Annotated in this window: 14 protein-coding genes; 8 read left to right on the forward strand and 6 right to left on the reverse strand. The window is 71.2% G+C overall.

Annotation, left to right across the window (positions count from 1 at the left end; genetic code table 11):
* Positions 1-8 precede the first annotated feature (8 nt).
* From MQN93_RS16075 to MQN93_RS16085, 3 genes are read right to left on the reverse strand one after another with little or no spacing between them, the layout of a single operon-like run.
* Positions 9-605, reverse strand: a complete 597-nt coding sequence (locus MQN93_RS16075; protein WP_242709996.1) for a GNAT family N-acetyltransferase — start codon at positions 603-605, stop codon at positions 9-11.
* Positions 606-636: 31 nt separating this feature from the next.
* Positions 637-1,032, reverse strand: a complete 396-nt coding sequence (locus MQN93_RS16080; RefSeq protein ID WP_242709997.1) for a Zn-ribbon domain-containing OB-fold protein — start codon at positions 1,030-1,032, stop codon at positions 637-639.
* Complete coding sequence (locus MQN93_RS16085; RefSeq protein ID WP_016436584.1) at positions 1,029-1,481, reverse strand: hypothetical protein; 453 nt, start codon at positions 1,479-1,481, stop codon at positions 1,029-1,031. The genes MQN93_RS16080 and MQN93_RS16085 overlap by 4 nt, the downstream gene beginning before the upstream one ends.
* A 209-nt stretch (positions 1,482-1,690) precedes the next feature.
* On the opposite strand from MQN93_RS16085, the gene MQN93_RS16090 reads away from it, so the two are divergent.
* The 6 genes from MQN93_RS16090 (at position 1,691) to MQN93_RS16115 (ending at position 9,252) form a co-directional block, all read left to right on the forward strand.
* Entirely contained in the window at positions 1,691-2,878 is a 1,188-nt protein-coding gene (locus MQN93_RS16090; RefSeq protein WP_242709998.1) for a flavin-containing monooxygenase, read from the forward strand.
* A gap of 175 nt (positions 2,879-3,053) precedes the next feature.
* A complete protein-coding gene (locus MQN93_RS16095) occupies positions 3,054-4,565 on the forward strand; it encodes a flavin monoamine oxidase family protein (RefSeq protein WP_242709999.1) in 1,512 nt (503 codons plus the stop codon).
* Between the two features lie 151 nt (positions 4,566-4,716).
* Entirely contained in the window at positions 4,717-6,942 is a 2,226-nt protein-coding gene (locus MQN93_RS16100) for an acetate--CoA ligase family protein (RefSeq protein WP_242710000.1), read from the forward strand.
* Positions 6,942-7,748: an enoyl-CoA hydratase/isomerase family protein gene (locus MQN93_RS16105; protein WP_242710001.1), complete on the forward strand. Its 807-nt coding sequence runs from the start codon at positions 6,942-6,944 to the stop codon at positions 7,746-7,748. Before MQN93_RS16100 ends, MQN93_RS16105 begins: the two co-directional genes overlap by 1 nt.
* 61 nt (positions 7,749-7,809) lie before the next feature.
* Positions 7,810-8,406 carry a flavin reductase family protein gene (locus MQN93_RS16110; RefSeq protein WP_242710002.1) on the forward strand — a complete coding sequence of 199 codons (597 nt, stop codon included), beginning with the start codon at positions 7,810-7,812 and terminating at the stop codon, positions 8,404-8,406.
* Positions 8,407-8,607: 201 nt separating this feature from the next.
* Complete coding sequence (locus MQN93_RS16115) at positions 8,608-9,252, forward strand: dihydrofolate reductase family protein (RefSeq protein WP_242710003.1); 645 nt, start codon at positions 8,608-8,610, stop codon at positions 9,250-9,252.
* 261 nt (positions 9,253-9,513) lie between these two features.
* On the opposite strand, the gene MQN93_RS16120 is transcribed toward MQN93_RS16115, so the two are convergent.
* Complete coding sequence (locus MQN93_RS16120; protein WP_016436592.1) at positions 9,514-9,795, reverse strand: GntR family transcriptional regulator; 282 nt, start codon at positions 9,793-9,795, stop codon at positions 9,514-9,516.
* A 433-nt stretch (positions 9,796-10,228) separates the two neighbouring features.
* Here MQN93_RS16120 and MQN93_RS16125 point away from each other — a divergent pair, with 433 nt between their 5' ends.
* Positions 10,229-10,486 carry a hypothetical protein gene (locus tag MQN93_RS16125; protein WP_016436594.1) on the forward strand — a complete coding sequence of 86 codons (258 nt, stop codon included), beginning with the start codon at positions 10,229-10,231 and terminating at the stop codon, positions 10,484-10,486.
* An 81-nt stretch (positions 10,487-10,567) separates the two neighbouring features.
* On the opposite strand, the gene MQN93_RS16130 is transcribed toward MQN93_RS16125, so the two are convergent.
* Complete coding sequence (locus tag MQN93_RS16130; RefSeq protein ID WP_242710004.1) at positions 10,568-11,197, reverse strand: class I SAM-dependent methyltransferase; 630 nt, start codon at positions 11,195-11,197, stop codon at positions 10,568-10,570.
* 108 nt (positions 11,198-11,305) lie between these two features.
* Complete coding sequence (locus MQN93_RS16135; protein ID WP_037783276.1) at positions 11,306-12,613, reverse strand: MFS transporter; 1,308 nt, start codon at positions 12,611-12,613, stop codon at positions 11,306-11,308.
* Positions 12,614-12,684: 71 nt separating this feature from the next.
* On the opposite strand from MQN93_RS16135, the gene MQN93_RS16140 reads away from it, so the two are divergent.
* Positions 12,685-13,743 carry a GlxA family transcriptional regulator gene (locus MQN93_RS16140; RefSeq protein WP_016436597.1) on the forward strand — a complete coding sequence of 353 codons (1,059 nt, stop codon included), beginning with the start codon at positions 12,685-12,687 and terminating at the stop codon, positions 13,741-13,743.
* Positions 13,744-13,789 lie beyond the last annotated feature (46 nt).

Consider the following 13,789-nt stretch of genomic DNA (forward strand, 5'->3'; position numbering starts at 1 on the left):
CGCCCCTCCTACGACGGCTCCGGATCCGTGGCCAGCCGTCCGTGCAGGTGGACGTCGCGGAAGTCGTCGTGGCGGCCCGACGCGAACATCGCGCCCCGCAGGGTGCCTTCGTAGCGGTAGCCGCACAGCTCGGCGACGCGGCAGGAGGCGTCGTGGCCGAGGGCGTGGCCGAGTTCCAGGCGGTGCAGGCGCAGTTGGGTGTGGGCCCAGCGGGAGGCCAGGTTCAGGGCGCGTACGGCGACGCGGCGGCCGCGGGCCTCGGGCAGCACCCAGTAGCCGACGCGGCCGACGCTCAGCACGGGCTCGATGGCCTGGAGGCCGATGCTGCCCAGCACCGCCCCGCTCGTGGCGTCGACGACGCAGTACGTGACCGAGGTCCCCTCCACGGTCTCCCGCGCCTTCGTGCGCAGGGACTCCCGGGCGCTGTCGAGGTCGGTGACCGGTTTGAGCGGGGTGTTCCAGCGCTGGAACTCCGGGTCCGTGATCCCGCGCAGCCAGTCCGCGACATCGGCGTCCGAGTCCGCGTCCCACATGCGCAGCCGGATGCCGTCGCCGTGCAGTTCGGGAACGGGGGCGGCGAGGTGCTGTTCGTCGGTGGAGGCCATCGCCCCATTCAAGCCCGTACGTGCGCCCGCGTCACTCGCGGGGGCGGAACACCGGCGTCCCCTCCCGGAACGCGACCTCCAGCTCCATCCCCGCCCGCAGCCCGCTCTCCTGTGCCTCAACGACCTCCGTCATCATGCGCGGCCCCTCCGCGAGGTCGACCACGGCGGCGACGTACGGCGTCCGCCCCCCGAAGGGCGGCAGGTCGTTGCGGTGGACCACGGACCAGGTGTAGAGCACGGCCCGGCCGCTCGCCGGTTCCCACTCGACGTCCTCGCTCCAGCAGTACGGGCAGAACTCCCGCGGGTAGTGATGGGCCCGCCCGCACGCCCCGCACCGGCGGATCAGCAGCCGGCCCCCGGCCGCCGCGTCCCAGTACGTCCGCGTGAAGGCGTCCGCCTCCGGTACGTCGAAACGGGGGCCGCTCATCCGAAGAGCCCCAGGGCGCCGTCGAGCGACCAGCTCTGCCAGGACATGCCGAACAGCCCGACCAGCGACATCAGCGCCATCATCGAGTTCTGCCCCTGCTCGGCCACCTCGTGGATCATGAGCGTGAAGTAGAGGACGTTCAGCAGCAGCCCGCCCACCAGGGCGACCGGCGTCAGGAACCCGGCGACGAGCCCCAGCCCGATCGCCAGCTCCGCGTACACCACGACGTACGCCATGGTGCGCGGCCGGGGCGCCACCATCACCTCGAAGCCGGACCGTACGGCGTTCCAGCGGTGCTTCGCGGCGATCGACGCCGCCCACCGGATCCCGGTCCCGCGCTCGAACCAGGCCTTGCGGTCCTTGTGCCGCCAGCTCTCCAGCCACCACAACCCGAGGCCGATGCGCAGCACGGCCAGCCACTCGGCGCCACTGAGCCAGATCGAGTCCATGAATCTGACGGTACGTCAGATACGCCGATCCCGGAACCCTGCACGCCACCCGCGACCGCACAGCGCGAAGACCCCCACCCTCGAACCCCCACAACCAAGTGGCCTACGTCACAAGCCCCACCCACTCCTCCTACACACGTGATCAATCCGAAACCAATTCCGGGCTTGACCGAGACCCATCAACCTGGTGCGTGATTACGCTCGCGCACATGGCCGACTCCACACCGTCCGCAAGACCCTCGGGTCGCCCCGTCCACGTCATCGGCGGCGGCCCCGGCGGGCTCGCCGTCGCACACGCGCTGCGCGCCCGGGGCATACGTGCCGTCGTCCTGGAGAAGTCCGACCGGGTCGGCTCGGCCTGGCGGGGCCACTACGACCGCCTCCACCTGCACACCACCCGCCGCCTGTCCGCCCTCCCCGGCCTGCCGATGCCGCGCCGTTTCGGGCGCTGGGTGTCCCGGGACGACGTGGTGCGGTACCTGGAGAAGTACGCCGAGGTCCACGAGCTGGAGATCGTCACCGGCGTCGAGGTCTCACGCGTCGAGCAGGCACCCGACGGCTCCGGCTGGCTGCTGCACGCCACCGGGGGCCGGGAGCTGACCGGCGCGGCCGTCGTCGTGGCCACCGGCCACAACCACACCCCGTACGTTCCCGACTGGCCCGGCCGGGAGTCCTACGGCGGCGAGTTCCTGCACGCCGGTCAGTACCGCAACGCAGGCCCCTACGCCGGGCGCGACGTGCTGGTCGTCGGCGTCGGCAACACCGGGGCGGAGATCGCCGTCGACCTGGTGGAGGGCGGCGCCTCGCGGGTGCGGCTGGCGGTCCGGACGGTGCCGCACATCGTGCGCAGATCCACCGCGGGATGGCCCGCACAGCGCACCAGCATCCTGGTGCGGCGGCTGCCGGTGCACCTGGTCGACCGGCTCGCCCGGCCCGTGGCGAAGCTCAGCGTGCCGGACCTGTCGGCGCACGGGCTGCCGCGCCCGGACACCGGTCTGTACAGCAGGGTCAAGGAAGGGTCCATCCCGGTGCTCGACGTCGGCCTCATCGACGCGGTGCGCGCGGGCCGCATCGAGATCGTGGCCGCCGTCGACGGCTTCGAGGACGGCAAGGTGATCCTCGCCGACAGCAGCCGTATCTCGCCGGACGCCGTCATCGCCGCCACCGGATACGTCCGCGGCCTTGAGGGTCTCGTCGGCCATCTCGGCGTACTGGACGACCGCGGCCGACCGGTCGTCCGGGGCGCCCACACCCCGGAGAACGCCCCCGGCCTCTACTTCCAGGGCTACACCAACCCGATCAGCGGCAATCTCCGCGAGATCGCGATCGACGCCGAGAAGATCGCGAAGGCCGTGGTGAAGAGCCGCGGGGACGCCCTGTCCCGGCTGCCCGCGTGACGTAGAAACGCTCAACCCGTCGCCGCCCGGATGATGTAGAAACCCTCAACCCGTCGCTGCCCGGCTCCCGTTGCCCATGCGTCAGATGTGACGGGAGCGTTGAAGCGTGCCGCCTTTCGGGGCCAGAATCTGAACACTGCTCACTTTCTGGCTCCACACTCTCTCCACACGGAGGATGCACGTGGCACGCGAAAGACAGCACAACCCCCTTGGTCTCTCCCGGCGTTCCCTGCTCGGCGGCGCCGCCGCCACCGCGGGCGCCGTCACCCTCGCCGGCACCGCGGCAGGCCCGGCGGCCGCGGCGAGCACGCGGACCGTGGACGTCGCGATCGTCGGCGGCGGGCTCGCCGGACTGACGGCGGCCCGCGACCTGGTGGCCGCCGGCAGGACCGTCGCCGTCCTCGAGGCCCGCGACCGGGTCGGCGGCCGGGTCGTCAACCTGCCGCTCGCCAACGGCGGCGTCACCGAGGGCGGCGGCGAGTTCATCGGCCCCACCCAGGACCGCATCAAGGCGCTCGCCGACTCACTGGGCGTGGCGACCTTCACGACCTACAACACCGGCAAGAACCTCCTCTACAAGGACGGCAAGAAGACCCCGTACGCCACCGACGGCATCCTCGGCTCGGTGCCGCCGATCGACGCGGCCGGTCTCGCCAACGCGGCGATCGTGCAGGCCTCCCTCGACGACATGGCCAAGCAGATCCCGCTGGACGCGCCCTGGACCGCGGCGAAGGCCGCCGAGTGGGACAAGCAGACCTTCGAGAGCTGGCTGAACGCCAACGCGATCGTGCCCTCGGCCAAGTTCCTGCTGGACGTGGCCTGTACGTCGATCTTCTCGGCCCAGCCCCGCGAACTCTCCCTGCTCTTCGTCCTCTTCTACATCGCGGCCGCGGGCAACGAGTCCAACGTCGGCACCCTGGAACGCCTCACCGACACCGCGAACGGCGCCCAGGAGTCCCGGTTCGTCGGCGGCTCCCAGCAGGTGCCGATCAAGCTGGCCGCCGCGCTCGGCGACCGGGTGGTGCTGAGCGCGCCGGTGCGGTCGATCGTGCGGTCGGGCAGCGGCTACGTCGTCACGGCCGACGGCATCACGGTGAAGGCGAGGAAGGTCGTCGTCGCCGTACCGCCGCCGCTCGCGGCCCGCATCACCTACGACCCCCTGCTCCCGGCCGCCCGCGACCAGTTGAGCCAGCGGCTGCCGATGGGCTCGATCGGCAAGGCGATCGCCGTCTACGACAGCCCCTTCTGGCGGGCCGACGGCCTCAACGGCCAGGTGGTCAGCGACTCCGGCGTGGTCCGCTCGACCTTCGACAACTCCCCGCCCGATGCCTCCTACGGCGCCCTGATGGGCTTCATCGAGGCCGACGAGATGCGGGAGTACGACGCGGCGGGCGTGGACGAGGTGAAGGCCGCCGTCCTCAAGGACTACGCGACCTACTTCGGCGAGAAGGCCAAGTCCCCCACCTCCTTCGTCCTGCAGCGCTGGGACAACGAGGGCTTCTCCCGCGGCGGCCCGGTCGCCTACGCCCCGCCCGGCGTCCTGACGGAGTACGGCGCCGCCCTGCGCGAGCCGGTCGGCGGCATCCACTGGGCGGGCACCGAGACCTCCACGCACTGGAACGGCTTCATGGACGGGGCCGTGCGCTCGGGCGAGCGGGTGGCCAAGGAGGTCCTGGCGGCGCTGTAGGGCCTGTCGCTGCGCGCACAGGGGGCCTGTTGTTCCGCGAGCATTTGAGGTCGTCCGACCAGTTCCTGACATGGCGTCAGTTCAGTAATCTGACAGTGCGTCAGTTACTGGCGCGTCAGACATGTGCTGTCACACAGGAGCGGGCGGACCGATGCTTGGATCAACCCACGGCACCCTCACCACCGACTCCCGCCGGGCCCGGGTCATCGCGTGCGGCGAGCAACCCGGGCCCGCCGTCCACGGCAGGCCGGCTGACGTCGACGACCTCGACGTCGGCGGCCGGCCGCTCTATGCCGGCGTACCCGATCTGGACCGCTTCTTCCGCCCCGAGTCCGTCGCCGTGATCGGCGCCTCGGACGCCGAGGGGCGGCCCAACACCGGAATCACCCGGCAGCTGGTGGCCTGGGCCGAGCGGGTCGGGGCGCGGCTGCACCCGGTCCACCCCAGCCGCCCGTCCGTCTTCGGCCTGCCCTGCTCCCCCTCCGTCGCCGACCTGCCCGAACAGGTCGACCTCGCCGTCCTGCTGCTCGCCGACCCGCTGCCGGTGCTGGAGGAACTCGCCGAGGCCAAGGTGAAGTTCGCGGTCGTCTTCGCGTCCGGGTTCGCCGAGACCGGAGCCGAGGGAGCCGCCGCTCAGCAGCGACTGGCGGCCACCGTGGCCCGGTCCGGGATGCGGCTGCTCGGCCCCAACACCAATCTCAACGCCTTCGAGCACTTCCGGGACGACCTCGAAGGACCGGCCATCGCGCTCATCACCCAGTCCGGGCACCAGGGCCGCCCCGTCTTCGCCCTCCAGGAACTCGGCATCCGCCTCTCCCACTGGGCGCCCACCGGCAACGAGGCCGACCTGGAGACCGCCGACTTCCTCTCCTACTTCGCCGAGCGGCCCGAGGTCGGCGCGATCGCCTGCTACGTCGAAGGGCTCAAGGACGGCAGGTCGTTCCTGCTCGCCGCGGACCGGGCCGCCCGGCGGGGCGTGCCGGTCGTCGCCGTCAAGGTGGGCCGCACCGAGACCGGCGCCCGCACGGCCGCCTCCCACACCGGGAAGCTGACCGGCGCCGACACGGTGGTGGATGCGGCACTGCGGCAGTTCGGCGTGATCCGGGTGGACGGGCTCGACGAACTCCAGGACACCGCCGCCCTGCTGGCCCGCGCCCGCCCGCCGCGCGCCGAGGGCGTCGTCGTCTACTCGATCTCGGGCGGCACGGGCGCGCACTTCGCCGACCTCGCGACGGAGGCGGGGCTGCGGCTGCCCGCGCTGTCCGAGGCGAAGCAGGCCGAGCTGCACCAGTGGATCCCCGGGTACCTGAACGTGGCCAACCCGGTCGACAACGGCGGGCACCCGGTCGGTGACGAGCGCGGCCGGAAGATCATCGACGCCCTCCTCGACGACCCCGAGGTGGGGGTCCTGATCTGCCCGATCACCGGCCCGTTCCCGCCGCTGAGCGACCGTCTCGTGAAGGACCTGGTGGAGGCGGCCGAGCGCACGGACAAGCTCGTCTGCGTGGTGTGGGGTTCACCGGTGGGCACCGAACCGGCGTACCGCGACGTCCTGTTGGGCTCCTCCCGCGTGGCCACCTTCCGCACCGTCGCGAACTGCATCACCGCCGTCCGCGCCTACCTCGACCACCACCGCTTCGTACGCGACTACCACTCCCCCTTCGACGAGGCCCCCCGCACCACCTCGCCCTCCTTCCGCAAGGCGCAGGCCCTGATGAGTCCGGGCCGGCAGCTCAGCGAGCACGCGGCGAAACAGCTGCTGCGGGCGTACGGCATCCGCGTCCCGCGCGAGCAGCTGGTCACCAGCGCCGCCGCGGCCGTACGCGCGGCGAGCCTGGTGGGCTACCCGGTGGTGATGAAGGCGTCCGGTGCGCAGATCGCCCACAAGACCGAACTGGGCCTGGTGAAGGTCGGCCTCACCTCCGCGAGCCAGGTGCGCGACGCCTACCGCGAGTTGACGGACATCGCCCGCTACGAAGGGGTGTCCCTGGACGGCGTCCTCGTCTGCCAGATGGTCGAGCGGGGCGTTGAGATGGTCGTCGGTGTGACGCACGACGAGTTGTTCGGGCCGACGGTCACCGTCGGGCTCGGCGGGGTGCTGGTCGAGGTGCTGCACGACGTCGCCGTACGCGTGCCGCCCTTCGGCGAGGACCAGGCCCGCGACATGCTCCACGACCTGCGCGGGCGGGCCCTGCTGGACGGGGTGCGGGGGCGGCCACCGGCCGACCTCGACGCGCTCGTCGAGGTCGTGCTGCGGGTGCAGCGGATGGCGGTGGAACTCGGGGACGATCTCGCGGAGCTCGACATCAACCCGCTGATGGTGCTGCCCCAGGGGCAGGGGGCCGTGGCGCTGGATGCGTTGGCGGTGTGCCGCTGATGGGGGAGGACCGCGTCGACTGGGTGCTGCACGAGACTGTCGGCGGCGTCTCGTACATCACGCTCAACAGGCCGGAAGCCCTCAACGCCCTCACTCCGGGGCAGCGCGACCGCGTCATCGCGCTGCTCGACGAGGCCTCGGGGGACCCGGACGTACGGGCTGTGGTGCTGACGGGGACCGGTCGGGGTTTCTGCGCGGGGGCGGATCTGCGCGGGGGCGCTTCAGGTGGAGGCGGCGAGCGGATCGCGGGCGATGTGGCCCGCACCCTGCGCCTCGGCGCGCAACGCCTGATCGCGGCGGTCCTCGACTGCGAGAAGCCAGTGATCGCGGCGGTGAACGGCACGGCGGCAGGCCTGGGCGCACATCTGGCGCTCGCCTGCGACCTCGTACTGGCCGCTGAATCGGCGCGCTTCATCGAGGTGTTCGTACGGCGTGGTCTGGTACCGGACGGCGGCGGGGCCTACCTCCTCCCCCGTCTGGTCGGCCCCCAGAAGGCCAAGGAGCTGATGTTCTTCGGCGACGCGCTCCCGGCCGCCGACGCCGAACGCCTCGGCCTGGTCAACCGGGTCGTACCGGACGGGGAGTTGGACAAGACGGCCCGCGAGTGGGCTGCGCGACTGGCCGCGGGCCCCACCCGCGCGCTCGCGATGACCAAGCAACTGGTCAACGCCTCGCTGGACACCGACCGCGCCACGGCCTTCGCCACGGAGGCGGCAGCGCAGGAGATCAATATGACGACGGAGGACGCGCAGGAGGGTGTACGCAGCTTCGTCCGACGCACGACCCCGGAGTACAAGGGCCGTTGAAGGGGCTGTTGACTCTTCCCTCTTCCCATCTGACGCACCGTCAGCTTCAATGAGGGTTGTGATGGGACACGCAGGAGCGGCAGCAGCCGCCGTCCGCTACCTCAGGTCGACCGGGACTCCGAGCCCCGTGGAGGCGCTGCCGCGCCCGGAGCTGCGGTGCGTCGGCGAGGACGAACGGGCGCCGGTCGACCAGGCCGAGTTCCGACGCGTACTGGGAAGCTTCGCCACGGGCGTCACCGTCATCACCGCCCCGGCCGCTCCCGACGAGGACACCCCGGCCGGCTTCGCCTGCCAGTCCTTCTCCTCCCTCTCCCTCGACCCACCCCTGATCGCCTTCATGGTCGGCCGCACGTCGACCACCTGGCCCCGCATCGCCCGCGCAGGCGCCTTCTGCGTCAACGTCCTCGCCGCCGACCAGAGCGCCCTGTGCCGCACCTTCGCGAGGAGCGGCACGGACAAGTTCACGGGGGTCGAGTACGACACGTCCCCAGCCTCCGGCTCCCCCCGCCTGACGGGCACCCTCGCCTGGATCGACTGCACGATCCACGCCGTACACACAGGCGGCGACCACCTGATCGTGGTGGGCCGCGTAAACGCACTGGGCACGACCGACGGGGACGCAGCTCCGCTGCTGTTCCACAAGGGGCGCTTTACGTAGAAGGGGAAGGGTTAGGACTGTACTTCTAAGGAGTACAGTCCTAAGACATTTCGGACGTGCGGGCATGGATCGCGCCCGGCACGCCCTGAATACGTCGCGGACCCCTGTCGATCCGGCCACCTCCCGTTCGACGTCATGATGTGCGGCGCCTTGCCGCACGATGACGTGACAGGACTGACGAGGACGGGCGAGGACCCCCGGATGCAACAACTGTTGAGAGTCATGAACTTCAACGTCTCGAGTGATGGGATCGGTGCCGGTGAGCACCAGAGTCTCGAGCGGCCGTTCGGCCACGACCACCCCGAGAAGCTGTTCGCCTGGGCCGGAGCCACGGCGAGCTGGCCGATGCGCACGGATCCTGGAGGGAGCCGGGGTCTCGACGACTACTTCACGCGGGACTACGCGCGCAACATCGGTGCCGAGATCATGGGCCGCAACAAGTTCGGACCCCAGCGCGGGCCCTGGCAGGACAACGAGTGGCGCGGCTGGTGGGGCGAGGAGCCCCCGTTCCACACCCCGGTGTTCGTCATGACCCACCACCCGCGCCCGTCGTTCACGCTCTCCGACACCACGTTCCACTTCGTAGACGGCACCCCGGCCACCATCCTCGAACGGGCACGGGACGCGGCCCAGGGCAAGGACGTCCGCCTCGGCGGCGGAGTCACCACCATCCGCCAGTTCCTCGACGCCGACCTCGTGGACACCCTGCATGTGGCGGTGTCCCCGGTGAAGCTCGGCTCCGGACTACGCCTGTGGGAGTCCCCCGACGACCTACTCGACCGCTTCCACCTGGAAGTCGTCCCCAGCCCGAGCGGCGTGACCCACCACCTCTTCTGGCGAAGGTGACACGAGGGCCCACGTGAGTTCGGGCCGCGGCTACGAGAGATCAGGCCGAGGGCGCGGGGCCGGAGGAGGGCGACAAAGGGTCGACCACGAAGGTCCCCAGCTCGACTTCACCCCGCGTCCGGCGATCTCCGGAGTGGACGGCACGCGGCTACCGGCGGATACGTACCGTTTCTGATGCGCTGGATGATCTCCGCCGCAATCTGGGCCTCACCCTGCGCGGGTCGCGGTTTCGGCGCGAACTCCCGGGCGCCGAAGGGCGGTTTAGGCGGAGGGCGCGGGGGCGTCGGGTGACGGCGGCAGGGGGTCGGAGACGAACCACCCCCGCTGAGGTACGGCATACACCCAGCCTTCATCGGCCAGCAGCCCGAGCGCCCGCCGCACGGTCGTCCGCGCAATCCCGTACCGCTGCACGAGCTGTGCTTCGCTCGGCACCATCCGCCCCGGCTGCCAGTCGCCGCGCCGAATCTGCGCACGCAGAATTTCTGCGAGTTGCCGGTACGGAGTAAGCGGCGCTCCGTGGTCGATCTCAGCGTCAGGATTCATGGAGTCGACGCTAAGCAACTGGACTGATGTGCGCTCTACCAGATACGTCTCGCTACAAGTCGATACAAGGCGATACTATGCAGGGGTCATGAAAACGCCCCGGCGGGAAGGGTGAGAGCTTCCGTGCCGGGGCTCAGCCGACTAACCAGGAGTCGACCTATGCGCAGCCTACTGGCCGCGATTCTGAGCCTTTTCTACCTCCCCGCGGGGCGCACCGCACTGACGCGCCGCCATCCCTCGCCCACCGTCCGCCCGCCCCCGCGCCCCGACCGGGGCCGCGCCCGCTCCACGTCATCTCCGCCGACGGCCAACCCCTGGTCCGGCCGTACGTCGTTGTATGGGAACGCGAGCGGGACGAACGGGAGCGGGAGGCGCGCCGGTTGGCCGCGCTCACGCCCCTGCGCCCGGACCACTCCCCCTGGGAGGTCGCCGTATGACCGCGCCGCGTCCTCGCAGCCTCGGCGTCGATCCGGCCACCGGGAAGGAGGCGTTCGCGGTCACGTGCCCCGGAGGCGTTCTCGAGGCATTGGCCGACGCGCACGCCCTGCAGAGCGCCGCGGCCCTGGCCGCAATCGTCGGCGCCGTGCTCCAGGCCGACAATGCCTCGGACGCCGAACTCGCCGCCCTCGTACCGCCGTTGCATGCGGCACTCGACGACTGCATCGGCATGATGGCGGCAGGCCGGGCATGACGACGTAGAGGTATCGCACCCTCAGGTCGTACGACGATGCCGTGGGTGCCCGGGGCACGCCCGTCCCGGGCGCCCGCAGCCTCAGGCAACCAGGGCCCGGACAAGCATCGTGCCCACGGCCCGGCCCTCTGGCGGGTCGATCAGAGAGGCCCGTACGTCGGAGAAGCCGTGCCTTGTCAGGATGCGCTCCCACTCGTGCGGGGTGCGGTCGTGCCGCAGTCCGGCTCCGGCGGGCTTGGGTCCTTCACCGCCCGGGGGCAGATGCGAGAAGGCCAGGATGCCGCCCCGTGTCAGGCGTGAGCGGATCAGCGGGAGCAGGGTGTCCGGGTCGACGAACCACACGGCGCCGAAGATCGACAGCACGACATCGAATGTCTCGTCCGTCCCCCGAAGGAACGCCGTCGCCTCCGCCGTACGGAACTCCAGGCCCGGCAGATTGCCCCATCGCTCCCGCGCGACCTTCTCCCGAGTGGGAGCCAGGTCCACCCCCAGACCCGTCGCGCCAAGCGTCACGAGGTGCGCGAGGTTGTCACCGCTCCCCGAGCCGAGTTTCAGCACCCGACGCCCGGCCACAGGGCCCAGAACGCTCTCGTTCGGCCCGTGATCGGCGTACTGGGTCCAGTTCAGCCAGGTCGTATCACCCTTGGCGTTCACGGCCCGGCGCGGCTTGTTCCCGGCCGCGTACCTGTCCCAGGACTCAGCCAACGACATGCGGTGATCCTTCCGGCAAGAGGAGTCGGTCCTCAACGTACGAGGACAGGCCCCAACTCACCGCCTACCCATGCGAATTCGAGCCCCGCGCCGACCGAGCCGCACGGCTCACGCTGCCGCCGCCACCGCGGCAACCGGCCTCCTCCGGATCACCAACGCCATAAGCGCCGCCGCCGCGCACAGCGCCCCCGAGGCGTACCAGACCATGTCGTAGGAGCCGAAGGTGTCGCGGGCGACGCCGCCGAGGAAGGCTACGAGGGCGGCGCCGACCTGGTGGGAGGCGAGGACCCAGCCGAAGACGATGGCGCTGTCGTCGCCGAACTGTTCGCGGCACAGGGCGACGGTGGGCGGGACGGTGGCGACCCAGTCGAGGCCGTAGAAGACGATGAAGAAGAGCATCGGGGGGTGGACCGACGGTGCCAGGAGCATCGGGAGGAAGAGCAGGCTGATGCCGCGTAGGGCGTAGTAGACCGCCAGCAGGCGGCGGGGTTCGAAGCGGTCCGTGAACCAGCCGGAGGCGATCGTGCCGACCACGTCGAAGACGCCGATGACCGCGAGCAGTGAGGCCGCCGCCTGGATCGGCATGCCGTGGTCGTGGGCGGCGGGTACGAAGTGGGTCTGGATCAGGCCGTTGGTTGAGGCGCCGCAGATCGCGAAGGTGCCGGCCAGCAGCCAGAAGGTGCCGGTGCGGGAGGCCGTGGAGAGCACGGTGACGGCTCGGCGGGCGGCGCCGCGCGCGGGCGGCGGCTTCTCCACGAACTCCTTGGAGCCGTACGGCTTCACGCCCACGTCCGCCGGGTGGTCGCGCAGCAGCAGCCAGACGAAGGGGACGACCGCGAGGGCGGCGAGGGCCACCGTGACGGCCGCCGGCCTCCAGTCGTGCTTCTCCACGATCCAGGACAGCACCGGCAGGAAGATCAACTGGCCGGAGGCGGACGCGGCGGTGAGGATGCCCGTCACCAGGCCCCGGCGCTCGGTGAACCAGCGGTTGGTGACCGTCGCGGCGAACGCCAGCGCCATGGAGCCGGTGCCGAGGCCGACCAGCAGCCCCCAGCACAGCAGCAGCTGCCAGGCCGCCGTCATCCACACGGTCAGCCCGGAGCCGAGTGCGATCACGGTCAGCGCCACGGCCACGACCTTGCGGATGCCGAAGCGGTCCATGAGCGCCGCAGCGAACGGCGCGGTCAGCCCGTACAGCGCGAGGTTGATGGAGACCGCGGCGCCGATCGTGCCGCGCGACCAGCCGAAGTCCTCGTGGAGCGGGTCGATGAGCAGTCCGGGCAGCGAGCGGAAGGCGGCCGCGCCGATGATCGTCACGAAGGTGACGGCGGCGACGAACCAGGCGCGGTGGACTCGAGCGGATCGACGGGCCTCGGGCGCCGCGTCGACCGCTGCGGGTTCGGTTGTCTGGGTCACGACATCGAGCATCCCGGCCGGATTCCTGTGCATCCACTGGCCCGAAGGACAGCATTCGTTAGGATCGGGCCATGAGAGGTCAGTCAGATGAGCCCGCCGTCCCGCAGACGCCGGCCGACCCCGCGTTCCGCCCGCACCGCGTCGTCGTCCTCGCCATGGACGGCCTGCTCCCCTTCGAGCTGGGCATCCCGCACCGCATCTTCGGGCGCCCCAAGGACGCCCAGGGGCGCCGGCTCTACGAGGTCATGACCTGCTCGGTCCGCCCGCCGGGCCCGGTGCGCACCGACGCCGACTTCTCGATCACCGTCGAGCACGGCCCGGAGCTGCTGGCCACCGCCGACACCGTCGTGGTCCCGGCGTCGTACGAACTCGGCCCGGTCTTCGAGGAGGGCGTCCTCACCGACGAACTCGCCGCCGCCCTCGCCCACATCCGCCCCGGCACCCGGCTCACCTCGATCTGCACCGGCGTCTTCGTGCTCGCCGCCGCGGGCTATCTCGACGGCCGGCGCGCGACCACGCACTGGGCGGAGACCGACCAGCTGCAGCGGCTCTTCCCGAAGGTCGACGTCGACCCGGACGTGCTGTTCATCGACGACGGCGACGTCCTGACCTCGGCGGGCGTCGCGGCCGGCATCGACCTGTGCCTGCACATGGTGCGCCGCGACCACGGCACGGCGGTCGCCAACGAGGTCGCCCGCCGCACGGTCGTACCGCCGCACCGCGACGGCGGACAGCGGCAATACATCGAACGCCCGGTGCCCGAACCCCAGACGGCCACCACGACCGGCGCCCGCGCCTGGGCCCTGGGCCGCCTGCACGAACCGATCCAGCTGCGCGACATGGCCGCCCAGGAGTCCATGTCCGTACGCACCTTCACGCGTCGTTTCCGCGAGGAGGTCGGCGTCAGCCCCGGCCAGTGGCTGACCCAGCAGCGGGTGGAACGGGCGCGGCATCTGCTGGAGTCCAGCGACCTGTCCGTGGACCAGGTGGCGCAGCAGGCCGGGTTCGGTACGGCGCAGTCGATGCGGCAGCACCTGCAGTCGGCACTCGGCGTGACCCCGACCGCCTACCGCCGCACCTTCCGCACCGGCAGCTCCCGGACCCGCACCGGCGCCCGCGTCAACACGTGAGCATCATCGGCACCGGCGCCCGAGCGTGAGCACCATCCGCACCACC

Source organism: Streptomyces spinosisporus (genome assembly GCF_022698145.1).
GTDB lineage: Bacteria > Actinomycetota > Actinomycetes > Streptomycetales > Streptomycetaceae > Streptomyces > Streptomyces spinosisporus.

What these genes read in the sequence shown, in the direction of transcription:
- MQN93_RS16140 (WP_016436597.1), top strand. Translation starts at nt 12,685, where the DNA reads ATGAGAGGTCAGTCAGATGAGCCCGCCGTCCCGCAGACGCCGGCCGAC.
- MQN93_RS16110 (WP_242710002.1), top strand. Translation starts at nt 7,810, where the DNA reads ATGGGACACGCAGGAGCGGCAGCAGCCGCCGTCCGCTACCTCAGGTCG.
- MQN93_RS16085 (WP_016436584.1), bottom strand. Translation starts at nt 1,481, where the DNA reads ATGGACTCGATCTGGCTCAGTGGCGCCGAGTGGCTGGCCGTGCTGCGC.
- MQN93_RS16120 (WP_016436592.1), bottom strand. Translation starts at nt 9,795, where the DNA reads ATGAATCCTGACGCTGAGATCGACCACGGAGCGCCGCTTACTCCGTAC.
- MQN93_RS16125 (WP_016436594.1), top strand. Translation starts at nt 10,229, where the DNA reads ATGACCGCGCCGCGTCCTCGCAGCCTCGGCGTCGATCCGGCCACCGGG.
- MQN93_RS16130 (WP_242710004.1), bottom strand. Translation starts at nt 11,197, where the DNA reads ATGTCGTTGGCTGAGTCCTGGGACAGGTACGCGGCCGGGAACAAGCCG.
- MQN93_RS16095 (WP_242709999.1), top strand. Translation starts at nt 3,054, where the DNA reads ATGCACGTGGCACGCGAAAGACAGCACAACCCCCTTGGTCTCTCCCGG.
- MQN93_RS16075 (WP_242709996.1), bottom strand. Translation starts at nt 605, where the DNA reads ATGGCCTCCACCGACGAACAGCACCTCGCCGCCCCCGTTCCCGAACTG.
- MQN93_RS16105 (WP_242710001.1), top strand. Translation starts at nt 6,942, where the DNA reads ATGGGGGAGGACCGCGTCGACTGGGTGCTGCACGAGACTGTCGGCGGC.
- MQN93_RS16090 (WP_242709998.1), top strand. Translation starts at nt 1,691, where the DNA reads ATGGCCGACTCCACACCGTCCGCAAGACCCTCGGGTCGCCCCGTCCAC.
- MQN93_RS16100 (WP_242710000.1), top strand. Translation starts at nt 4,717, where the DNA reads ATGCTTGGATCAACCCACGGCACCCTCACCACCGACTCCCGCCGGGCC.
- MQN93_RS16115 (WP_242710003.1), top strand. Translation starts at nt 8,608, where the DNA reads ATGCAACAACTGTTGAGAGTCATGAACTTCAACGTCTCGAGTGATGGG.
- MQN93_RS16080 (WP_242709997.1), bottom strand. Translation starts at nt 1,032, where the DNA reads ATGAGCGGCCCCCGTTTCGACGTACCGGAGGCGGACGCCTTCACGCGG.